This window comes from Pseudoduganella violacea (assembly GCF_014191875.1).
In the GTDB taxonomy this organism is placed as follows: Bacteria; Pseudomonadota; Gammaproteobacteria; order Burkholderiales; family Burkholderiaceae_D; genus Rugamonas; species Rugamonas violacea_A.
The window spans coordinates 59,286-81,085 of sequence record NZ_JACHXD010000021.1; the positions used below are offsets into that span (position 1 = coordinate 59,286).

Annotated in this window: 17 protein-coding genes; 11 read left to right on the forward strand and 6 right to left on the reverse strand. The window is 65.2% G+C overall.

From position 1 onward, the window contains the following. Window positions 1-9: 9 nt before the first annotated feature. The 3 genes from FHS03_RS24815 to FHS03_RS24825 are packed head-to-tail and all read left to right on the forward strand — an operon-like array spanning window position 10 to window position 2,650. A complete protein-coding gene (locus tag FHS03_RS24815) occupies window positions 10-726 on the forward strand; it encodes a glutathione S-transferase family protein (protein ID WP_183443613.1) in 717 nt (238 codons plus the stop codon). Continuing rightward, window positions 723-1,976: a multifunctional CCA addition/repair protein gene (locus FHS03_RS24820; protein WP_183443592.1), complete on the forward strand. Its 1,254-nt coding sequence runs from the start codon at window positions 723-725 to the stop codon at window positions 1,974-1,976. The genes FHS03_RS24815 and FHS03_RS24820 overlap by 4 nt, the downstream gene beginning before the upstream one ends. Beyond that, on the forward strand, window positions 1,973-2,650 hold the full coding sequence (locus FHS03_RS24825; RefSeq protein ID WP_183443593.1) for a GNAT family N-acetyltransferase: 678 nt from the start codon (window positions 1,973-1,975) through the stop codon (window positions 2,648-2,650). Before FHS03_RS24820 ends, FHS03_RS24825 begins: the two co-directional genes overlap by 4 nt. 40 nt (window positions 2,651-2,690) lie before the next feature. On the opposite strand, the gene FHS03_RS24830 is transcribed toward FHS03_RS24825, so the two are convergent. Further along, window positions 2,691-2,861, reverse strand: a complete 171-nt coding sequence (locus FHS03_RS24830; RefSeq protein WP_183443594.1) for a hypothetical protein — start codon at window positions 2,859-2,861, stop codon at window positions 2,691-2,693. 22 nt (window positions 2,862-2,883) lie between these two features. Next, on the reverse strand, window positions 2,884-3,405 hold the full coding sequence (locus tag FHS03_RS24835) for an Lrp/AsnC family transcriptional regulator (protein ID WP_183443595.1): 522 nt from the start codon (window positions 3,403-3,405) through the stop codon (window positions 2,884-2,886). Between the two features lie 126 nt (window positions 3,406-3,531). Here FHS03_RS24835 and hppD point away from each other — a divergent pair, with 126 nt between their 5' ends. From hppD to FHS03_RS24860, 5 genes are all read left to right on the forward strand, one after another. Beyond that, window positions 3,532-4,653 (forward strand): 4-hydroxyphenylpyruvate dioxygenase, encoded by a 1,122-nt coding sequence (gene hppD / locus FHS03_RS24840; protein WP_050409879.1) that lies wholly within the window; start codon window positions 3,532-3,534, stop codon window positions 4,651-4,653. Between the two features lie 148 nt (window positions 4,654-4,801). Beyond that, complete coding sequence (locus tag FHS03_RS24845) at window positions 4,802-8,380, forward strand: indolepyruvate ferredoxin oxidoreductase family protein (RefSeq protein WP_183443596.1); 3,579 nt, start codon at window positions 4,802-4,804, stop codon at window positions 8,378-8,380. Window positions 8,381-8,650: 270 nt separating this feature from the next. After that, window positions 8,651-11,371 carry a TonB-dependent receptor plug domain-containing protein gene (locus FHS03_RS24850; RefSeq protein WP_183443597.1) on the forward strand — a complete coding sequence of 907 codons (2,721 nt, stop codon included), beginning with the start codon at window positions 8,651-8,653 and terminating at the stop codon, window positions 11,369-11,371. A 51-nt stretch (window positions 11,372-11,422) separates the two neighbouring features. After that, a complete protein-coding gene (locus tag FHS03_RS24855) occupies window positions 11,423-12,979 on the forward strand; it encodes a S41 family peptidase (protein WP_183443598.1) in 1,557 nt (518 codons plus the stop codon). A 127-nt stretch (window positions 12,980-13,106) separates the two neighbouring features. Then, window positions 13,107-14,867 carry a M14 family metallopeptidase gene (locus FHS03_RS24860; protein ID WP_183443599.1) on the forward strand — a complete coding sequence of 587 codons (1,761 nt, stop codon included), beginning with the start codon at window positions 13,107-13,109 and terminating at the stop codon, window positions 14,865-14,867. A 31-nt stretch (window positions 14,868-14,898) separates the two neighbouring features. Here the strand turns inward: FHS03_RS24860 and ttcA are convergent, their stop codons facing one another. The 3 genes from ttcA to FHS03_RS24875 are packed head-to-tail and all read right to left on the reverse strand — an operon-like array spanning window position 14,899 to window position 17,067. Then, window positions 14,899-15,828 (reverse strand): tRNA 2-thiocytidine(32) synthetase TtcA, encoded by a 930-nt coding sequence (ttcA, locus tag FHS03_RS24865; protein ID WP_183443600.1) that lies wholly within the window; start codon window positions 15,826-15,828, stop codon window positions 14,899-14,901. After that, window positions 15,825-16,223, reverse strand: coding sequence for a dihydroneopterin aldolase (locus tag FHS03_RS24870; protein WP_050409874.1), 399 nt, complete (start codon window positions 16,221-16,223; stop codon window positions 15,825-15,827). Before FHS03_RS24870 ends, ttcA begins: the two co-directional genes overlap by 4 nt. Window positions 16,224-16,269: 46 nt before the next feature. Then, window positions 16,270-17,067, reverse strand: a complete 798-nt coding sequence (locus FHS03_RS24875; protein WP_183443601.1) for an SDR family oxidoreductase — start codon at window positions 17,065-17,067, stop codon at window positions 16,270-16,272. A gap of 67 nt (window positions 17,068-17,134) precedes the next feature. Here FHS03_RS24875 and FHS03_RS24880 point away from each other — a divergent pair, with 67 nt between their 5' ends. Continuing rightward, window positions 17,135-18,283: a class I SAM-dependent methyltransferase gene (locus FHS03_RS24880; RefSeq protein WP_183443602.1), complete on the forward strand. Its 1,149-nt coding sequence runs from the start codon at window positions 17,135-17,137 to the stop codon at window positions 18,281-18,283. 113 nt (window positions 18,284-18,396) lie between these two features. After that, window positions 18,397-19,392, forward strand: coding sequence for a J domain-containing protein (locus FHS03_RS24885; RefSeq protein WP_183443603.1), 996 nt, complete (start codon window positions 18,397-18,399; stop codon window positions 19,390-19,392). On the opposite strand, the gene FHS03_RS24890 is transcribed toward FHS03_RS24885, so the two are convergent. Next, complete coding sequence (locus FHS03_RS24890) at window positions 19,393-19,884, reverse strand: chemotaxis protein CheW (protein WP_183443604.1); 492 nt, start codon at window positions 19,882-19,884, stop codon at window positions 19,393-19,395. 183 nt (window positions 19,885-20,067) lie between these two features. Here FHS03_RS24890 and FHS03_RS24895 point away from each other — a divergent pair, with 183 nt between their 5' ends. After that, complete coding sequence (locus FHS03_RS24895; RefSeq protein WP_183443605.1) at window positions 20,068-21,654, forward strand: DUF3369 domain-containing protein; 1,587 nt, start codon at window positions 20,068-20,070, stop codon at window positions 21,652-21,654. Window positions 21,655-21,800: the final 146 nt, after the last annotated feature.

Genomic DNA, 21,800 nt, shown 5'->3' on the forward strand with positions numbered 1-21,800 from the left:
AGGACCATGATGCAAACCACAGAACTTGATCCGACCCTGAGCCAGACCCTGGCCGCCGCCCGTGAACCCGGCCTGACCCTGGTGATCGGCAACAAGAATTATTCGAGCTGGTCGATGCGGCCCTGGGTCGCCCTGGTCGCCTTCGCGATTCCCTTCAACGAGGTGCGCGTGCTGCTCGACCAGCCGGACACGTCGAGCAAGATCGCCGACTACTGCGCCAGCGGCCGCGTGCCGGTGCTGCTGGCCGGCGAGATGACGGTCTGGGACAGCCTGGCCATCTGCGAATACCTGGCCGAGCAATTCCCCGACAAGCATCTGTGGCCGCAGGACGTGGCGGCGCGCGCCATGGCGCGTTCGGTGTGCGCGGAAATGCATTCGAGCTTCGCCAGCCTGCGCAGCACGATGGCGATGAATATCAAGGGCAGTTATCCGGGCAAGGGCCGCACGCCGGCCACCCAGGCCGATATCGGCCGCATCAGCGAAATCTGGGAAGAGTGCCTGAGCCGTTTCGGCCACAACCATTTCCTGTTCGGCGAGTTCTCGCTGGCCGACGCCTTCTTCGCGCCGGTGGTGACGCGCTTCAAGACCTATGGCGTGAGCTTGCCGCCCGCGCTGTCGGCCTACTGCGCGCGCGTGCTGGCCCATCCGGCCGTGGCGCGCTGGGTGGAGGAAGCCCTGGCCGAAACCGAGAGCGCCCCGCTGCACGACGCGGAGATGCCGGATTGAAGACTTATGTTGTCGGCGGGGCCGTGCGCGATGCGCTGCTTGGCCTGCCCGTAAAAGACCACGACCACGTGGTGGTGGGCGCCACGCCGGAGGAGATGCTGCGGCAGGGCTTCCGTCCGGTGGGCAAGGATTTTCCCGTCTTCCTGCATCCGCAAACGCAGGAGGAATATGCCTTGGCGCGCACCGAGCGCAAGACCGCGCCCGGCTACAAGGGTTTCGTCTTCCACACCGCGCCCGACGTCACGCTGGAGGACGATCTGGTGCGGCGCGACCTGACCATCAACGCCATCGCGCGCGCCGAGGATGGCGCGCTGACCGATCCTTTCAATGGCCAGCGGGATATCCGCGACCGCATCTTCCGCCATGTCTCGGACGCCTTTGCCGAAGACCCGGTGCGCATCCTGCGCGTGGCCCGCTTCGCCGCGCGCTATCCGGACTTTCGCGTCGCGCCTGAAACCAATGCGCTGATGCGCAAGATGGTGGACGAAGGCGAGGTCGACGCCCTGGTGGCCGAGCGCGTATGGCAGGAGCTGTCGCGCGGCCTGATGGAACAGAATCCGTCGCGCATGCTGCAGGTGCTGCGCGACTGCGGCGCGCTGGCGCGCATCGTGCCCGAGCTGGACCGCCTGTGGGGCGTGCCGCAGCCGGAAAAGCACCATCCCGAAATCGATACCGGCATTCATATGCAACAGGTGGTGGACTATGCCGCCTCGCAGAACCATGAGCTGCCGGTGCGTTTTGCCGCCCTGCTGCACGATCTGGGCAAGGGCGCGACGCCGTCCGAGCAATGGCCGGCCCACCACGGGCACGAGGGCATGGGCGTGGCGCTGGTGCAGCAGGTCTGTCAGCGCCTGAAGGTGCCGGTCGAATGCCGTGACCTGGCCGTGATGACGGCGCGCGAGCATGGCAATGTGGCGCGCGCGCTGGAGCTGCGGCCGAACACCATCGTCAAGCTGCTGGAACGCTGCGACGGCTTCCGCAAGCCGGCCCGCTTCAGTCAATTGCTGCTGGCCGCGCAATGCGATGCGCGCGGCCGCGAAGGCAATGGCGTCAGCTTCCGCGACGCGCCCTATCCGCAACTGGCGTATCTGGAAAAAGCCCTGGCCGCCGCGCGCGGCGTGAACGCCGGCGAAATCGCCCAGCGCTGCAGCGAACCGGCGCGCATTCCGGAAATGGTGCACCGCGCCCGCGTTGCCGCCGTGCGCGCCGCGCTGGGCGCGAATGACGATGGGGAAGGAGAGTCGGCATGAGCAGCCTGAACTTGTTTGGCAATCCGCTGCGCCGCTGGTTCGGCGGCTCGCAACGCGAAACGGTGCCGGTCAAGGAATTGCGCGAGCGCGACCGGCGCCGCATGCTCAAGCATTTTCTGGCGCTGGAAAAGCCTGATCGTCTGCTGCGCTTCGGCTCCCAGCTGCCGGACGAACAGGTCACAAAATACGTCAACGGCATCGACTTCGGCCGCGACCTGGTGTTCGGCGTCTACAACCGCGTGTTCAAGCTGGTGGCCGTCGGCCATCTGGCGTTCGCGCCGAAAGAGCCGTCCAAGAGCGGCGTGACGGACAAGGAGCGGGTGGCCGAATTCGGCGTCTCGGTGCTGAAGACGGCGCGCGGCCTGGGCATCGGCTCCAAGCTGTTCGAGCGCGCCAATATCGCCTGCCGCAACAACGATGTGGACACGCTGTACATGCACTGCCTGTCGTCCAACCAGACCATGATGCACATCGCGAAAAAGGCCGGCATGGAAATCCACCGCGACTACGGCGAAGCCGACGCCTACCTGAAACTGCCGCCGGCCGACCCGGCCAGCGTGCTGCAGGAAGCCATGCAGGAGCAGCTCGCCACCATCGACTATGCCCTCAAAGCCAATGTGCGCGCCGCCGCCAAGCTGCTCGACAAGCTACCCGGCCACAAGCCGGACAATTAATCCTTCCGCTGGCGCTTAACACATTCGTGTTTAGTGCATGCTAAGCTTTAACCCAAGTGGACTGGGAGTGCCCGGTCGGCGTTAATGCCTCGGTGAGTTTCACCGGGGCTTTTCGCTTTCTGGCGCCAGGACGAAAACCGGGATCACCGCTTTCGTCCACATAGACGATGAAGTCGCTGAATGCTGGTGCGGCGCGTTCTGCGGCTTTCATGGCCAGCCTCCTGGTTGGATGCTTACACCAGCGGCAGCGCCGTGGTGTCCTTGATGCGCTGCAGGGCGAAGCTCGATTTCACGTCCAGCACGGCCGGGTGGCGCAGCAGGGTGGCCATCATGAAGCGCGAGAAGTGATCCATGTCTTCCACGTGCACGCGCAGCAGATAATCCATCTCGCCGGTCATCGCGTAGCAGGCCACCACTTCCGGCCATTGTTCGACGGCGACGGCGAAGTCGGCGCGCGGCGAAGCGGCGCTGGGGTTCACGCCGAGGGCGCGCGCATTGCTGTGGGCGGCGGCGTCGCTGTGCTTTTCCAGCCGCACATTGACATAGGCCAGCAGGCCCAGGCCGATCTTGTCCGGATCCAGCAGGGCCACGTATTGGCGGATCACGCCTTCCTCTTCCAGGCGCTTGATGCGGCGCAGACAAGGGGAGGGCGAGAGGTTCACTTGCTCGGCCACATCCTGGTTGGAAAGACGTCCATCTCCTTGCAAAATAGACAAAATTTTACGGTCGGTTTTGTCCAACGCAATCTTGGTCATGAATTCCTCATTTAAACAGTATTTTCGCAATATTATTGCTCAAGTCCGGGAGGCACGGGAAATGTTTGCAATTTAATGCCGCCCTTCGGGGTCTATACTGTGCGTCATTCTGATAAGGAGACACGCATGAAATTCACACCCTGGGAGAACCCGATGGGGACGGATGGCTTCGAGTTCGTCGAATACGCCGCACCCGATCCGAAAGCGCTCGGCGCCCTGTTCGAGAGCATGGGCTTCACCGCCATCGCCCGTCACCGCCATAAGGACGTGACCCTGTATCGCCAGGGCGATATCAATTTCATCATCAACGCCGAGAAGGACTCCTTTGCCCAGCGCTTCGCGCGCCAGCACGGCCCTTCCGTCTGCGCCATCGCCATCCGCGTCAACGACGCCGCCTATGCCTACCAGCGCGCGCTGGAACTGGGCGCCTGGGGCTTCGACAACAAGACCGGTCCGATGGAACTGAACATCCCCGCCATCAAGGGCGTGGGCGATTCCCTGCTGTACCTGGTGGACCGCTGGCGCGGCAAGAACAAGGATGCGGCGCCGGGCAGCATCGGCGACATCAGCATCTACGACGCCGATTTCGTCGCCATTCCGGGCGCCGAGGCCAATCCGGTCGGCAAGGGCCTGACCTATATCGACCACCTGACCCACAACGTCTACCGTGGCCGCATGAAGGAATGGGCCGACTTCTACGAGCGCCTGTTCAACTTCCGCGAAGTGCGCTACTTCGACATCGAGGGCAAGCTGACCGGCCTGAAATCGAAGGCCATGACTTCGCCTTGCGGCAAGATCCGCATTCCGATCAACGAGTCCTCGGACGATAAATCGCAGATCGCCGAGTACCTCAATGAATACCACGGCGAGGGCATCCAGCACATCGCGCTGGGCACCGACGACGTGTACAGCACCGTGCAAGGCCTGCGCGACAACGGCATCATCTTCCAGGACACCATCGAGACCTACTACGAGCTGGTGAACCGCCGCCTGCCGAACCACGGCGAGCAGCTGGAAGAACTGCGCCGCCTGCGCATCCTGATCGACGGCCGCAGCGCCGAGAACGAGCGCGAGCTGCTGCTGCAGATCTTCACGCAGAACGTGATCGGCCCGATCTTCTTCGAGATCATCCAGCGCAAGGGCGACCAGGGCTTCGGCGAAGGCAACTTCCGCGCCCTGTTCGAGTCGATCGAGCTGGATCAGATCCGCCGCGGCGTACTGGAAGATCCAAGCAAGACCGCAGCATAATTATCCGATCCCCGCAGCGCTGCCAGGGACCGCCGCATAGAACGGTGGCCGTGGCGTCAAGGGTTACGGGGATACAGAGAGCAAGCCGGCAGTTCCGCGTCAGACGGGGCGCCGGCTTGAGCAGTTTGTAGAATATTGGAGACACACAATGAATGCACCAGCCAAGAGCTCGTTGCTCGGTACGCCCGCGCACGAGATCTCGCTAGACGACAAGTGGACGCTGGAACGCGGCCGCGCTTTCATGACCGGGACGCAGGCGCTGATCCGCCTACCCATGCTGCAGCGCGAGCGCGACCTCAAAGCGGGATTGAACACCGCCGGCTATATCACCGGCTACCGCGGTTCTCCCGTCACCAGCGTGGACCAGACGGCCATGAAGGCCCGCAAATACCTGGAAGCCCACCACGTCAAATTCCACCCCGGCATGAACGAAGACCTGGCCGCAACGGCCGTCTGGGGCACGCAGCAAACCAATCTTTTCCCCGATGCGAAATACGACGGCGTCTTTTCCATGTGGTACGGCAAAGGCCCGGGCGTGGACCGCTGCGGCGACGTTTTCAAGCATGCCAATAACGCCGGCTCGTCCAGGCACGGCGGCGTGCTGGTGCTGGCCGGCGACGACCATGCCGCCAAGTCCTCGTCCACTGCCCACCAGTCCGACCATATCCTGAACGCCTGCGGCATTCCGGTGCTGTATCCGTCCTCGGTGCAGGAATACATCGACTACGGCCTGCACGCCTGGGCCATGAGCCGCTACACCGGCCTGTGGGTATCGATGAAATGCGTGACCGACATCATCGAGTCGGGCGCGGTGGTGGACTTCGATCCCGATCGCGTGCAGATCGCCATGCCGGACGATTTCGAGCTGCCCGAAGGCGGCCTGAATATCCGCTGGCCGGACACGGTGCTGGACATGGAAGTGCGCATGAACAGCTACAAGTGGTACGCGGCCCTGGCCTATGTGCGCGCCAATAAGCTCAACAAGATCATCTGGGACAGCCCGAAAGCGCGCATCGGCATCATCACCGCCGGCAAGTCCTATCTGGACACGCGCCAGGCCCTGGCCGACCTGGGCATCGACGAGCAGGCCGCGGCCGACATCGGCATCCGCCTGTACAAGATCGGCATGACCTGGCCGCTGGAAGCGGAAGGCGTGCACCAGTTCGCGCGCGGCCTGGACGAAATCCTGGTGGTGGAAGAGAAGCGCCAGATCCTCGAATACGCGCTCAAGGAAGAGCTGTACAACCTGCCGGACGGCGAACGGCCGCGCGTGGTCGGCAAATTCGACGACACCGGCGAATGGTCCAACAAGCACCGCAGCGGCCACGGCGACTGGCTGCTGCCGGCCACCTATGAACTGAGCCCGGCGCAGATCGCGCGCGCCATCGCCAGCCGCATCGCCCATTACTGCGACGGGCATCCGGTGGCGGCGCGCGTCAAGGAGCGCATCGCCTATCTGGAGGCGAAGGAGCTGGTGCTGAAGACGGTGCCGGTGAAAGCCAATCCGCAGACCGACCGCACGCCTTACTTCTGCTCCGGCTGTCCGCACAACAGCTCGACCAAGGTGCCGGAAGGTTCGCGCGCCATGGCCGGCATCGGCTGCCATTACATGGTGCTGTGGATGGACCGCGAAACCTCGACCTTCACCCATATGGGCGCGGAAGGCGTGACCTGGGTCGGCCAGGCGCCGTTCACCAATGAGAAGCACGTCTTCACCAATCTGGGTGACGGCACCTACTTCCACTCCGGCATCCTGGCCATCCGCGCCGCCGTGGCGGCCAAGGTCAACATCACCTACAAGATCCTGTACAACGACGCGGTGGCCATGACCGGCGGCCAGAACGTCGACGGTCCGCTCGATCCGGGCATGATTTCGCGCCAGATCGCGGCCGAAGGCGTCAGCCCCATCATCGTCGTCACCGACGATCCGGAAAAATATCCGGACGATTACGCCTGGGCGGCCGGCGTCACCGTGCGCCACCGCTCCGAGCTGATGGACGTGCAGCGCGAGCTGCGCGACAAGCCCGGCGTGTCGGCCATGATCTACGACCAGACCTGCGCGTCCGAGAAGCGCCGCCGCCGCAAACGCAACGAATACCCCGATCCGGCCAAGCGCGCCGTCATCAACGAGGCCGTGTGCGAAGGCTGCGGCGACTGCTCGGTGCAGTCCAACTGCCTGTCGGTGGAGCCGCTGGAAACGGAGCTGGGGCGCAAGCGCCAGATCAACCAGTCCAGCTGCAACAAGGACTTCTCCTGCGTGACCGGCTTCTGCCCGAGTTTCGTCACGGTGGAAGGCGGCGGCCTGAAAAAGCCGAAGAAAGCCGCCGGCGGCGGCGCCGAAATGCCGGTCCTGCCGGCGCCGGTGCTGCCCTCGACCGAGAAGCCGTTCGGCATCCTCGTCACCGGCATCGGCGGCACGGGCGTGGTCACGGTGGGCCAGATCCTGGCCGTGGCGGCCCACGTCGAAGGCAAGGGCGCCGTGGTGCTGGACATGAGCGGCCTGGCGCAGAAGGGCGGCCCGGTGATGTCGCACGTGCGCCTGGCCGACAAGCAGGCCGACCTGCACTCGACCCGCGTCGGCACCGGCAGCGCCGACCTGGTGATCGGCTGCGACCAGATCGTGACCGCCAGCCGCGACGCGCTGTCGCGCATGGGCGAAGGCCGCACCTACGCCGCCATCAACTCGACCGGCGCCACCACGGCCGCCTTCGTGAAGAACCCGGACTGGCAATTCCCCGGCGCTTCCTCGCAGGGCGAGATCGTCAAGGCTTGCGGCACCGACCGCGTCGACTTCGTCGATGCCGGCCAGATCGCCACCGCCCTGATGGGCGACTCCATCGCGACCAATATGTTCATGCTCGGTTACGCCTTCCAGAAAGGCCATGTGCCGCTGAGCGAGGCGGCGCTGATGAAGGCGATCGAGTTGAATAATGTGTCGGTGGGCTTCAACAAATCGGCCTTCAACTGGGGCCGCGCCGCTGCCCACGATCTGGCGTCGGTGACGAAACTGACCACACCGGCCAAGGTGATCGAGTTCAAGCGCAACCAGACCCTGGACGAGATGCTGGCGCAGCGCACCGAGCTGCTGGTGGCTTACCAGAACGTGGCCTATGCGCGCCAGTACCAGGACTTCGTGGCCCAGGTGCGCGCCGCCGAGGAGAAACTGGGCGGCAAGCCGCTGCGCCTGACCGAGGCCGTGGCGCGCTATCTGTACAAGCTGATGGCGTACAAGGACGAGTACGAAGTGGCGCGCCTGCACAGCGAGCCGGCCTTCCGCGAGAAGATCGCTTCGCTGTTCGAAGGCGACTACAAGCTGAAGTTCCACCTGGCGCCGCCGCTGCTGGCCAAGCATGACAAGGAAGGCCACCTGCTCAAGCAGGAGTTCGGCCCGTGGATGATGAAGGCCTTCCATGTGCTGGCCCGCTTCAAGGGCTTGCGCGGCACGGCGCTGGACGTCTTCGGCTACACCGCCGAGCGCAAGATGGAGCGCGCCCTGATCGGCGAATACCGCCAGACCGTGTCGGCCCTGCTGCCCAAGCTGACGGCGGACAATCTGGCGACGGCGGTCGCCATTGCCCGCATCCCCGAGGAGATCCGCGGCTATGGCCATGTGAAGGAGCGTCACCTGAAAGCGGCCAAGCAGAAGGAAGCGTCCCTGATCGCCAGCTTCAACGCGCCGCCGGCCGCGCCGGCCGTGCCGCCAAGCCCGGCTTCGTACGCCGCCTGATTCCCCCGGCGCCCCCGTGGCGCCCGCCTCGCCAACGCCCCGGCCAGCCCATGCTGCGCCGGGGCGTTTTTCATCCTCCCGTCGCCGTTGCATTTTTGCATGAATGAAATGACTTTATTGCATATTGATATATGATTTTTGTTAATATGCGCTGGCGTCCTGTCTTTTGTCTTGCTATCACGTTTGCCGCATATGGATGCGCGAAACCATTCGTTCCCTGAATGAAAGTCTTTTGTTAACGTTCAAGCTCTCCACGACTATGAAGATTTCATGAAGACTACTAACCTCCAATTGAAAACGCTGCCAGCCGCGCTGCTGGCCGTCCTGTGCAGTGTGCCTTTGCTGGCGCAGTCCGAAACTCCAGATACCGCCGCCGCCGCCGATGCCGACAAGGGCGTGCCGGAAAAAGTGCTCGTCACCGGTTCGCGCATCCCGCGCGCCACGCTGGAAGGGCCGAGCGCCGTCACCGTCATCACCAATGCCGACCTGACCAAACAGGGTTACAAGAATGTGTTCGACGCCCTGACCAACCTGAACCAGAACAGCGGCTTCGTGCAGGGCGAGGACTTTGGCAATACCTTCACGCCGTCGGCCACCACCATCAGCCTGCGCGGCATGGGGCCGAACCACACCCTGGTGCTGCTGAACGGCCGCCGCCTGGCCGACTTCCCCATCGCCTATGGCGGCACGGTCAACTTCACCAATCTGGCGAATATCCCGTCGGCCATCGTCGACCGCATTGAAATCCTGACCGGCGGCGCTTCCGCCATTTACGGCTCGGACGCGATTGCGGGCGTGGTCAACGTGATCCTGAAACGCCAGGCCGAAGGCTTCGACGTCAACCTGAAACTGGGCGGCCTGTCGCGCGGCGGCGGCGTCAACCGCCGTCTGCAATTCACCGGCGGCCACAGCGAGGGCGCGCTGAACACCCTGTTCGCCATCGAGCTGAGCGACCGCGATCCGCTGTGGAGCCGCGACCGCGACTTCATGGCCACCCGGCCGAGCGCCACGCCGACCGTGATCCTGGGCCGGCGCGACGTGAAAACCAAAAACTACCTGGACCTGGGCGACGCCTGCAGCCAGTTGGGCGACCTGTACTACGGCAGCGTGGTGAAGACGCCGGCCAAGGGCGGCAGCAATTGCACCAGCCAGAATGTCGGTCCGACCTGGTGGACCACCCAGACCGGCAACCGCAGCAAGAACGCCTTCGGCAGCGCCACCTACGCGCTCAACGAAAACCACACCCTGTTCGCCGATGTGCTGCTGGGCGGGAACGACACCTATAACAATACGCGCGGCCCGAGCTGGACCTCGGCGGCCACCAATGGCAGTTACTTCCTGAACCAGAACACCGGCGCGTACGAAGCCTGGAACAAATACATCGCGCCGGAAGAAATCGGCGGCGCCAGCCGCTACAACCGCAACTGGACCGACAAGGCCTTCAGCGTGAGCCTGGGTTCGCGCGGCCACATCACCGGCACCAGCTGGGACTATGACGCGTCCTACAGCGGTTCGCTGTACCGCAGCCGCGCCCAGACGCCGCGCGCCCTGGCCAATATCGACAGCTTCTTCCTCGGTCCGAAACTGGGCGTGGACAAGAGCGGCGTCTCGATCTACGCGCCGGACCAGGCGCGCCTGACCAAGCGCCTGACGCCGGCCGAATTCGACACCATCACCGGCCTGTCAGTCGCCAAGGATGAGTCCTGGACCAATACCTTGAGCGTGAGCGCCAACGGCGAGGTGTGGCAGCTGCCGGCCGGCCCGCTGCGCGTGGCCACCGTGGCCGAAGTGGGCCGTCAGGGTTTCAGCAACACGCCCGACCTGGCAGGCAACGACGGCATTTACAACAGCACCTCCAAGGTCGATATCACGGCCGGCACCCGCAAGCGCTATGCGCTGGGCGCCGAAGTCAGCGTGCCGCTGCTGAAGCAGTTGACCGCGACCTTGGCCGGCCGTTACGACCGCTACAACTTCGCCGGCCGCAGCGACGGTAAGTTCACCTACAACACCGGCTTGGAATTCCGTCCGGCCGAACAGCTGCTGCTGCGCGGGAATTACGCCACCAGCTTCCGCGCACCGGATATGAACTATATCTACAAGGCGCGCGGCACCGGTTACTACTCGTCCAGCACCGACTACCTGCGCTGCGCCCTGGCGGGCCAGGAAATCGACAAGTGCGAGTACGCCAACAAGTCGCCCGGCTTCGACTATGTGCAGATCGGCAGCAAGGAGCTGAAATCGGAGCGCGGCACCTCCTACGGCGCCGGCGTGGTCTGGTCGCCCAGCACCAGTTTCGACGTGTCGCTCGACTACTACAATATCAAGATCGACGACCAGGTCACCAACCTGAGCGCGGACGCCCTGCTGCGCGATGAAGCGCGCTGCGGCACCGGCAAGCTCGATCCGAAGTCGCCGACCTGCCTCGATGTGTACAGCCGCATCACGCGCAATCCGCTCACGGCCTTGAACAAGCCGAACGAAGTGAATTCGATCCGCGTCAACCCGATCAATGCCGCGCATGAAAGCACCAGCGGCATCGACCTGGCCGCCAAGTACGCGCTGCGCACCGCGAGCCTGGGCAATTTCCTGTGGAACGCCAGCTATTCGAAAGTGCTGACCAAGCGTTCGCGCCAGTTTGCCGGCGACGAGCTGGAAGACGAGCTGAATTCGATGGACAGCGTCGACTGGCGCGACAAGGGCAAGCTCAGTGTCAGCTGGAATATCGGCGACTGGTCCAGCACCCTGGCCGCCAGCTATTACGGCAAGATTCCCCAGTCGAACGGCAAGGGCTATCTGACCCCGACCACCCTGCTCAACGGCAGCGTCGTGTATCAGCTCAACAAGCGCACCACGCTGTCGCTGGTGGTGAACAATCTGCTCAACCGCGTCAAGCATGACACCACGGGCGGCTGGCCGTATTACCCGACCGGCAGCTACAGCCCGGCCGGACGCGCCGGCTGGGTCGAGCTGAACTACCACTTCGGCTCGTAACAAGAGTTTTCAGCGCGCGCCGGGCCGGACAAAGGCCACTATAATCGGCGCATGCTGAAACTTACCCCCACCGCCGTTTTGAGCGCCGCCGCGCTGGCCTTGCTGGCCGGCTGCGGCGGCGGTTCTTCTTCCGGCACGCCGGCGCCGGTCGACCCGCCACCGGTGACGCCGCCCGTCACGCCGCCGCCGCCCAATCCCCCGCCGCCCGATCCGCCGCCGCCGGTGACACCGCCGCCGGTCACGGTGGTCGATGTGGAAAACGCCATGCACCGTTGCGAGAAGCCGCGCCTCTCGACGCCGCAGGCGGTGTATCCGGACCAGCAAGGCACGTTGGCCGACGAGAAGACTTTCCTGCGCCTGTGGCTGGACCTGAGCTATCTCTGGCGCAGCGAAATCCCGGCGCTCGATGCCGCGCGCTATTCCAGTGCCGTCGGCTACTTCAACGACTTGAAAACGCCGCAGCTGAGCCCATCGGGCAAGGCCAAGGACCGCTACCATTTCAGCTATCCGGACGAGCGCTGGGCGCAGATTGCACGCAACGAGCAATATGGCTATGGCATTTCCTGGGTGCGCAACCGCGCCCCCGAGTTGCCGCGCAACTGGCGCATCACCATGGTGGAGGAGGATACGCCGGCGGCGCGCGCCGGCCTGCGCCGCGGCGACCGGCTGTTGATGATCGATGGCGAGGACTTCGTCAATGGCAACGGCGCCGGCCTGGCCGAGCGCATCGACGCCGCGCTGTTCCCGTCCGCATCGGGCCAAGCGCATACCCTGGTGCTGGAGCGCGATGGGCAGCGCCTGGAAGCGAACCTGCTCTCGCTCAAGGCCTATGTGGCGCCGGTGCGTGATCTGAAGGTGATTGATACTGGCAATGGGAAGGTCGGCTATCTGGCTTTCCGCAGCCATTCGAACGATGCCGAAGGGCCGCTGGTGAAAGCGGTCACGCAGCTGAAAGAGGCCGGCATCAGCGATCTGGTGCTGGACATGCGCTATAACGGCGGCGGCCAGCTGCAAATCGCCGGCGAGCTGGCGTATATGATCGCGGGCGCGCAAGCCACGGCCGGTAAGACCTTCGAGCAGCTGCTGCCGAACGAAAGGCTGACACGGCAGAAGCCAATGCTGTTCCCGCAGCGGGCCAGCGGCCTGTCGGCGCCGGTCGGCATCCCCTTGCCGACGCTGGACCTGAAGCGGGTCACCGTGCTGACCGGACCGGGCACCTGCTCGGCCAGCGAATCGCTGATCAATGGCTTGCGCGGCGTGGACGTGGAAGTCAATCTGATCGGCGGCCAGACTTGCGGCAAGCCGTATGCCTTCATCCCGACGGCAAATTGCGGCACCACGTATTTTGCGATCCAGTACCGCGGCATCAACCACAAGGGCTTCGGCGATTTCAGCGATGGCTTCGCGCCGACCTGCCGGGTCGACGACGACCTTGGCGCGGCGCTGGGCGATCCGGCCGAAGGCATGCTGGCCGCCGCCCTGAAGTACCGCGCCAGCGGCGCCTGCCCTGCGCCGCGCAGCGCGCGCGCCCAGGCTGCGGCGTTGCCGGCGCTGGTGCCGGCGCGGCCGCAGGCGGCCGAGATTTCCATCTACGCGCCGCCCAAGTGAAAGACAGGAAGTGACTTACATTCAGCAATAAGCGCACTATAATCGAAGCACCCGCTGGCCCCGTCGTCGTCAAACGCCGGGGCCAGCGCCGTTCTTAGTCCATGCTAACTTTTGCCGGAGCCTGCCGATGATACGTCCCGCCTTGCTGCTTGCCTTGCTGACCGCCTTGCCCCTGTCCCACGCCGCACCCGACCTGAGCACCGTGTCCGAGCGCTCCGGCTTCCAGACCACCGGCCGCTATGCCGAAGTCGAGCAGCTGTGCGCCGCCTTCCAGAAGGCCTATCCGAAGGCGGTGCGCTGTTTCCGCTTCGGCACGACGCCGGAAGGCCGTCCGATGCTGGCGCTGGCGGTATCGCGCAGCGGCGCGCTGACGGCCAAGGCGGCGGCACAGCGCAAGCTGCCGGTGCTGCTGGTGCAGGGCGGCATCCACGCCGGCGAGATCGATGGCAAGGATGCCGGCTTCCTGGCGCTGCGCGAAGCGCTGGACGGCAAGGCCGCGCCGGGCGCGCTGGACAAGCAGGTGCTGCTCTTCGTGCCGGTGTTTAATGTCGATGGCCACGAACGCTTCGGCAAATGGAACCGTCCCAACCAGCGCGGCCCGGAGGAAATGGGCTGGCGCGTCACGGCCCAGAACTACAACCTGAACCGCGACTATGTGAAGGCCGACGCGCCGGAAATGCAGGCCATGCTGACCTTGGTCAATGAATGGGACCCGCTGGCCTACGTCGATCTGCACGTGACCGACGGCGCCAAGTTCCAGCCCGATGTCTCGATCCAGGTCGAGCCGGTGCATGGCGGCGACGCGCAGCTGATGCAGTCCGGCACGGTGCTGCGCAATAGCGTGATGGCCGACCTCAAAGCCCAGGGTTCCGATCCCAAGCACTACTACATCTCCTTCCACAAGACCGACGAGCCGCAATCGGGCTTTGTCGACAGCATGTCCACGCCGCGCTTCTCGACCGGTTACTTCCCGCTGCGCAACCGCTTCGCGATGCTGGTGGAAACCCATTCGTGGAAGGATTATCCGGCCCGCGTGCGCATCACGCGCAACACCATTGCCTCCATGCTGGAGCAGGTGGCGCGCCACGGCGCCGAGTGGCAGCTGCAGGTGCAGCAGGCCGACGCGCGCGCCGCCGCCATGGCCGGCAGCAGCTTCCCGCTCAGCTACAAGACCACGGACAAGACCCAGATGATCGAGTTCGCCGGCTATGAATATGTGCGCAGCCAGTCCGATATCTCGGGCGGCCCGATGACGCGCTACGACGAAAGCAAGCCGCAGATGTGGACCGTGCCGCTGCGCGACGAAGTGGTGCCGGACTTCCAGATCCAGGCGCCGGCCGGCGGCTATCTGGTGCCGGCCGCCTACGCCGCCCAGGTGGGCGCGAAGCTCAAGCAGCACGGCATCGGCTTCAAGGTATTGGACAAGGCGCTCGACAAGGCGGCGGTGTCGACTTTCCGCGCCGAGAAAACCCGCTTCGGCGCGCAGTCGGTGGAAGGCCACCAGATGCTGGCGGTGGAAGGCGCGTGGCAGCAGGAAGCGCGCGCGCTGCCGGCCGGCTCCCTGTTCGTGCCGATCGCCCAGCCCAAGGCGCGCCTGGTGATGACCATGCTGGAGCCGCAGGGCGCCGATTCCCTGCTGGCCTGGGGCTGGTTCAATATCGCCTTCGAGCGCAAGGAGTACATGGAGGAATACGTGGCGGAGGAGGTGGCGCGCGAACAGCTGGCCGCCGATCCGGCGCTGGCGGCCGAATACCAGGCCAAGCTGGACAGCGATCCGGCCTTCGCCAAGAGCCAGCGCGCGCGCCTCGACTTCTTCGCCCGCCGCCACGCTTCCTGGGACGAGCGTTACAACCTCTACCCGGTCTACCGCAGCGCGGCCAAGTACTAAAAAAAACGGGGACCGCGCGGTCCCCGTTTTTTCAGTCGTCCGCCGCGTGCAGCGGGATGATGCCCGGCATGCTGCTCGGCGTGGCGCAGGGTTCCTCGTCGAAGGCGATGTCGCCCAGCGGGTTGGCGACGCCGTCGGTCTTCAAGTCCTTGAAGCCGAACAGATTATGGTCCATCAGGTGCGACGGCACCACGGTGTTCAGCGAGGAGAAGATGTTCTCGACGCGGCCCGGATGCTTCTTCTCCCATTCGCGCAGCATGTTCTTGATCTGCTTGCGCTGCAGGTTTTCCTGCGAGCCGCACAGGTCGCAAGGGATGATGGGGAAGCCTTTGACTTCGGCATAGCGTTCGGTGTCGACTTCGCGCACATAGGCCAGCGGGCGGATCACCATATGCTTGCCGTCGTCCGACTGCAGCTTGGCCGGCATGCCTTTCAGCTTCCCGCCGAAGAACATATTCAGGAAGAAGGTCTGCATGATGTCGTCGCGGTGGTGGCCGAGCGCGATCTTGGTCGCGCCCAGTTCGTCGGCCACGCGGTACAGGATGCCGCGCCGCAGGCGCGAGCACAGCGAGCAGGTGGTCTTGCCTTCGGGGATCAGGCGCTTGACGATGCTGTAGGTGTCCTGGTTCTCGATGTGGTAAGGCACGCCCACCTGTTCCAGGTAGCGCGGCAGCACGTCGGCCGGGAAGTTCGGCTGTTTCTGATCGAGGTTGACGGCCACGATGTCGAAATGGATCGGCGCGCGCTCGCGCAAGGTCAGCAGGATGTCGAGCAGGGCGTAGCTGTCCTTGCCGCCGGACAGGCAGACCATGACCTTGTCGCCTTCCTCGATCATATTGAAGTCGCCGATGGCCTGGCCGACCAGGCGGCACAGGCGCTTGTGCAGCTTATTGTTTTCCAGCGCGATCTTCTCGGCCGACTTGCCCTGCGTGGGCGCCAGGTTTTCCACGACGGCGTTCATGCTTCGTCCTTCACGCGGAACACTTCCACACCCACGCCTTCGCAATCGGGATAGACGTCGGGCTTCATGGTCGAGACGCGCACGGCGCGCACGCGCGGGTGCGCCAGCATGGCTTTCAGCACGTCGTCGCACAGGGTTTCCTGCAGGTGCACATGGCCCTGGGCCATGCGGCGCGCGATGGTTTCGCGCATGAAGTCGTAGTCGACCACCTCATGCAGCTCGTCCGCCTGCGGCGTCGACAGCGACAGCGGGATGTACAGGTCGACATTGATCAGGACGCGCTGTTCGCCCTTCTTCTCGAAATCGTGCACGCCGATATTGATCTGCACTTCGTAATTGCGCAGGAACAGCCGGCGGCAGTCTTGCAGGCGGGGATGGGTGAGGGCGGACAGCATGGTTTACCTTTTTATATGGATTCGTCTTGATACGGCTGCTTCGGTTTTATTGGGCGAGGAACATCACATCGCGCGGCAGCGCCGTCAGGTGCTGGCCGCCGTCGACCAGCAGCGTGGTGCCGGTGACGGCGCGCGCCGTGGCCGCGTACACCACAGCGGCGGCGATATCCTCCGGGGTGCTGGAGCGGCCCAGCGGCGTCTGCGCGTGCGCCTTGGCGAAGCCTTCCTCGCTTTGTTCGCCGGACACCATGGTGATGCCGGGCGCCACGCCCAGCACCCGCAGCTTGGGCGCCAGCTCCTGGGCCAGCATGGTGGTGGCCGTGTGCAGCGCCGCTTTCGACAGGGTGTACGACAGAAAATCGGGATTGAGATTGTACAGCTTCTGGTCCAGCAGATTGACCACCACCCCCTGCTCGCCCTCCGGCAGCGCCGCGTGCAGGGCTTGCGCCAGCAGGATGGGCGCGGCCAGGTTGGCGTGCATATGCGCGTCCAGCTTTTGCAGCGTGAAGCTGTCGGCGCGGTCGTAGTCGAACAGCGAGGCGTTGTTGACCACGCAGTGCACCGCGCCCAGGGCGGCCACGACGCGCGGCAGCAATTGGCGCACGGCCGCTTCGTCGGCCAGTTCGCAATCGAGGATGACGGCGCGCCGGCCCAGGGCCGCCACCTCGCGCGCCACGGCGCGCGCCTCGTCGTGCGAGTGGCGGTAATGGATGGCCAGATCCCAGCCGGCTTGCGCCAGGCCGAGGGCGATGGCGCGGCCCAGGCGGCGCGCGCCGCCCGTCACCAGCGCGACGCGCGGCGCGGTCGGGGAAGGAGAAGGGGCAGCGGTGTGAGTTGTCGTCATAGTTTAAAGTTCGCTTGGCCGGCATGCCGGCATGTCGGGACGGGCGCCGATTCGCTACAATGCGGGAATGTCACTTCCCGCACCTTCCAGCGACGCCCTGGCCGCGTCCCAAGCCTTGCAGCAGCGGATCGCTGCCGAAATCGCGCAGCAATCCGGCGCCATCCCCTTCAGCCGCTTCATGGAGCTGGCGCTGTACGCGCCGGACCTGGGCTATTACAGCGGCGGTTCCGCCAAGCTGGGCAAAGATGGCGATTTTACAACGGCGCCTGAATTGAGCGCCCTGTTCGGCCAGGCCTTGGCTCAGGCCGCAGCCGCTATTATGGCGCAAAGCGCGCCGCACATCCTCGAATTCGGGGCCGGCACCGGCAAGCTGGCGCGCGACGTGCTGACCGAATTGGCGCGCGCCGGCGTGGCCGTGGAGCGTTACGCCATCGTCGAATTGTCGGGCGAGCTGCGCGCGCGCCAGCAGGAAGCGCTGCGCGACTTCCCGCAGGTGGTGTGGCTGGACGGCTTCCCCGCGCAGTTCGACGGCGCCATCCTCGGCAACGAGGTGCTCGACGCCATGCCCGTCAGCCTGCTGCGCAAGACGGCGGCCGGCTGGCGCGAACTGCAGGTCACGGTGCGCGACGGCGCATTCGCCTTTACCGAAGCGGCGCTGTCGGCCGAGCTGGCGGCCGGGCTGGCGCGCCAGGTGCCCGAGGCCGAGGCGCTGCCCGAAGGCTATGTCAGTGAGCTGCATGGCGCGGCCACCGGTTTCATGGGCAGCCTGGGCGCGCTGCTGGCGCGCGGCCGCGGCGCCGCCATCCTGCTCGATTATGGCTTCCCGGCGCGCGAATACTATCTGGCCCAGCGCGACACGGGCACCCTGATGTGCCACTACCGCCACCACGCCCACGCCGACCCGTTCTACCTGCCCGGCTTGCAGGACATCACGGCCCACGTCGATTTCACGGCCATGGCGCTGGCGGCCCAGGACGCGGGCGCCGAGGTGCTGGCGTATATGAGCCAGGCCGCCTTCCTGATCGGCTGCGGCATCGGCGACCTGCTGCTGCGCACCGATCCGGCCGACGCCCAAGCCTATCTGCCGCAGGCCAACGCCTTGCAAAAACTGCTGTCGCCGGCCGAGATGGGCGAGCTGTTCAAGGTGCTCGTGGTGGGGCGCGGCGTGACGCTGCCGGCGCCGCTGGCGGCCAGCGACCGCAGCCACCGTTTGTAGCATTAGCACGCCGTAGCGGGCCTGTTTTTCGCGATTCCGGCGGCAAGATCGGCTATCATGACTGATTCAGCACGGGTGCCGGCGGCGGCGCCCGGCCAGGGATGATGAAGACGATGGGAAAGATACATACACATTATGACAACTTGAAGGTGGCGCGCGGCGCGCCGCAGGAAGTCATACGTGCGGCCTATAAGGCGCTCAGCCAGAAATATCATCCGGACAAGAATCCGGGCGACGACAAGGCGGCGCGCATCATGGCCATCGTCAACAGCGCCTACGGCACCCTGGCCGACCCGCAGCGGCGCAAGGAGCACGATGCCTGGATCGTCCAGGAAGAGTGGGAAATCGAGTGGCTGGAAAGCACGCGCGAGGAGCGCAGCCCGGCCGAGCACAGCCAGGCCTGGCCCGGCCACGTCAAGCCGCGCCGCCGCGTGCTGGCCCTGCTGCGCAGCTGGCGCTGGTGGACCACGGTCGGCGTCAGCGTGGCCGTGGGCTGGGTGGCCGGCGCGCTCAGCGTGTCCCAGCCGCGCCAGGTGCCCGCCATGCTGGCCGGCGCCTTGGGCGGCGGCACGGCCGCCTCGGCCAATGCGGCGGCCGGCGCGCTGACCGCCACCGTGGCCGCGCGGCCCCATCACAATCCCGGCCGCGCCGAGGCGCCCGGCGAATTGGGCGAAGTCTGGGCCGAGGCCAAGCCGGCCGCGCTGGAAGCGGCCGCCGCGCGCACGCCGCCGATCAAGGTGCTGGCCGTGTCGCAGGTGGTGCTGCCCGGCGGCGGCGCCGAATGCGAGGGCGAGGCCACCACGCTGGCCGCGCCCAACGGCGAACCGTGGCCGGCCCATTCCGGCTATGTCGCGGGCTTCCCGGTCGGGAACAGGGGCGACGCTATGCAGCTCACGCTCGACAATAGCGCCAATCCCTCGGCCGCCTTCATCAAGGTCTACGATATGGAACGCCGCTCGAATGTGCGCTACGCCTATGTGCAGGCGCACGACAAGCTGCTGGTCGATCAGCTCAGCAACGGCAAATACGAGATCCGCTACCAGAACGTGGAACTGGGCGCCGGCAAGGGCGGCTGCGCCAGCCGGCCGGCCAGCGCCGCGCTGCAGTAATCAGGCGCTCTGCTGGGCCAGCGTTTCGCTCAGGCCCATTTCCGGACTCGACATCAGGCGGTCGATATCGACCAGGATCAGCATGCGCTCATCGATCGTGCCCAGGCCGATGATGTATTCGGTGCTGAAGGCCGAACCCATTTCCGGCGCCGCGCGGATCTGCTCGCGGCTCAGCGTGGTGACGTCGGACACGCTATCGACCACCATGCCCACCACGCGCCCGCCGATGTTTAAAATGATGACGACGGTGAACTGGTCGTAGCTGGCCGTGCCGAGCTTGAACTTGATGCGCATGTCGACCACCGGGATGATGATGCCGCGCAGATTGATCACGCCCTTGATGAATTCGGGCGCGTTGGCGATGCGGGTCACGGCCTCGTAACCGCGGATTTCCTGGACCTTCAGAATATCGATGCCATACTCTTCGGCGCCCAGTTTGAAGGCGAGGAATTCGCGGCTCGCGTTGTCGTTGGCTGCAGTCGTATCGTCCATGCTGGTCCTTCTCTGGTAAGGTGGGCAGGCGCTGGCCGCGGCCGGCGGACAAGGATTACTGTTGTCAAAGCGTATCAGAGTCTGGGCCGGAAGACGAGGGGCATAAGTTGTCATTGTCAGCCTGTTAAATACTGATTATGCTGGGAACGAAAAGCGCCGCCGCCGCGCATAGAGGGAGAGGGTATGGACGACACCACCGCCGCCGAGGCCGACGACAACTGGCTGCTGGAAGAGGATGAGGACGACACCGCGCCCGCCAATCCGGCCGCGCCCGACCAGCGCTCCTGGCGCGTGCTGATCGTCGACGACGACCAGGATGTGCATGCCGTGACCCGCCTGGCCCTGCGCAATGTGAGTTTCAAGGGGCGCGAGCTGGAATTGTTTTCCGCCTACAGCGGCCGCGAAGCCTACGAAATCCTCGGCAACACCCCGGACATCGCCCTGGTGCTGCTCGACGTCGTGATGGAGACCGACGACGCCGGCCTGCTGCTGGCGCGCCGCATCCGCGAAGAGCTGCACAACACCATCGTGCGCGTGGTGCTGCGCACCGGCCAGCCCGGCCAGGCGCCCGAGCAGCGCGTCATCATCGAATACGATATCAACGATTACAAGGCCAAGACCGAACTCACGACGCAAAAGCTGTTTACCACCGTGATCTCGGCGCTGCGCGCCTACGAGAGCTTGAATATGCTCGAGCGCAGCCGCATCGGCCTGGGCAAGATCCTGGCCGGCGCCACCAATCTCTACCAGATTCATTCGCTGCGCGAATTCGCTTCGGGCGTGCTGAACCAGGTGTCGGCCATTCTCGACGTCGGCGCCGACGGCGTGCTGTGCCTGATGCAGGTCGATACCGGCGACACCACCGTGGTGGCCGCGACGGGCGGCTATGCGCCGCTGGCGGCGAGCGAGCAGATGCCGGCCGACCATCCGCTCTGGCCCACCATCGCCAAGGCCTTCGCCGAGAAGCGCAGCCAGTTCGAGCATCCGGCCAATGTGCTGTTCATCCACACCCAGGAAAACCGCGAGGTGGCGATCTCGGTGACGCCGCCCTGGCCCTTGGCCCAGATCCAGCGCGACTTGCTCGAAGTGTTTTGCCAGCGCATCGCCGCCGCCTTCGACAATCTGTACATCTTCGGCCAGCTGCGCAAGGCGCAGGAAGCGACCGTGGTGGCGCTGGCCGACCTGGCCGAGTTCCGCGACAGCGGCACCGGCAGCCATGTGCGGCGCGTGCAGCGCCTGTCCTCGGCCATCGCGGCGCGCATGAAGGAGCGCGGCGTCTACGAGGACGAGCTGACGCCGCAGTTGGTCGACATGATCGGCCTGGCCAGCATCCTGCACGATGTGGGCAAGGTGGCCACGCCCGACCATATCCTGCTGAAGCCGGGCCAGCATACGCCGGAAGAGCGCAGCCAGATGCAAAACCATGCGGGCGTCGGGCGCGCCATCCTGGAGCGCGCGGCGAATATGGTCGACGGGGTCAGCTACCTGACCTATGGCGCGCAGATCGCCGGCTGCCACCATGAGCACTTCGACGGCCGCGGTTACCCGAACGGGTTGGCGGGGCGCGCGATTCCGGTCGCGGCGCGCATCGTGGCGGTGGTCGATGTCTTCGATTCACTCTTGCACGAACGGCCATACAAGGAGCCGTGGCCGCATCCGGAAGTGCTGGCCTATATCCGCGAGCGCAGCGGCGCCCAGTTCGACCCGGAAGTGGTGCAGTCCCTGTTCGAGGTGATCGAGCGCGATCCCACCTTCGGCCAGGATGTGTGAGCGTTGCGCCAAGCTTCCGTGGCGCGCCGTCCACTGGCGGCGCGCAAGTTTGCTTGCTATAACTCAATTCTCTCCAAATCTCACCGTGGCGTAATATACTGATTGGCAGAAGGCCGGCGCGCGGGCGCCGCGCCAGTCCAGCCATC

Coding starts and splice junctions, on each gene's coding strand:
- FHS03_RS24875 (WP_183443601.1), bottom strand. CDS start 17,067: ATGACGACAACTCACACCGCTGCCCCTTCTCCTTCCCCGACCGCGCCG.
- FHS03_RS24855 (WP_183443598.1), top strand. CDS start 11,423: ATGCTGAAACTTACCCCCACCGCCGTTTTGAGCGCCGCCGCGCTGGCC.
- ttcA (WP_183443600.1), bottom strand. CDS start 15,828: ATGAACGCCGTCGTGGAAAACCTGGCGCCCACGCAGGGCAAGTCGGCC.
- FHS03_RS24845 (WP_183443596.1), top strand. CDS start 4,802: ATGAATGCACCAGCCAAGAGCTCGTTGCTCGGTACGCCCGCGCACGAG.
- FHS03_RS24890 (WP_183443604.1), bottom strand. CDS start 19,884: ATGGACGATACGACTGCAGCCAACGACAACGCGAGCCGCGAATTCCTC.
- FHS03_RS24830 (WP_183443594.1), bottom strand. CDS start 2,861: ATGAAAGCCGCAGAACGCGCCGCACCAGCATTCAGCGACTTCATCGTC.
- FHS03_RS24815 (WP_183443613.1), top strand. CDS start 10: ATGCAAACCACAGAACTTGATCCGACCCTGAGCCAGACCCTGGCCGCC.
- FHS03_RS24870 (WP_050409874.1), bottom strand. CDS start 16,223: ATGCTGTCCGCCCTCACCCATCCCCGCCTGCAAGACTGCCGCCGGCTG.
- FHS03_RS24880 (WP_183443602.1), top strand. CDS start 17,135: ATGTCACTTCCCGCACCTTCCAGCGACGCCCTGGCCGCGTCCCAAGCC.
- FHS03_RS24835 (WP_183443595.1), bottom strand. CDS start 3,405: ATGACCAAGATTGCGTTGGACAAAACCGACCGTAAAATTTTGTCTATT.
- FHS03_RS24825 (WP_183443593.1), top strand. CDS start 1,973: ATGAGCAGCCTGAACTTGTTTGGCAATCCGCTGCGCCGCTGGTTCGGC.
- FHS03_RS24860 (WP_183443599.1), top strand. CDS start 13,107: ATGATACGTCCCGCCTTGCTGCTTGCCTTGCTGACCGCCTTGCCCCTG.
- FHS03_RS24885 (WP_183443603.1), top strand. CDS start 18,397: ATGGGAAAGATACATACACATTATGACAACTTGAAGGTGGCGCGCGGC.
- hppD (WP_050409879.1), top strand. CDS start 3,532: ATGAAATTCACACCCTGGGAGAACCCGATGGGGACGGATGGCTTCGAG.
- FHS03_RS24850 (WP_183443597.1), top strand. CDS start 8,651: ATGAAGACTACTAACCTCCAATTGAAAACGCTGCCAGCCGCGCTGCTG.
- FHS03_RS24895 (WP_183443605.1), top strand. CDS start 20,068: ATGGACGACACCACCGCCGCCGAGGCCGACGACAACTGGCTGCTGGAA.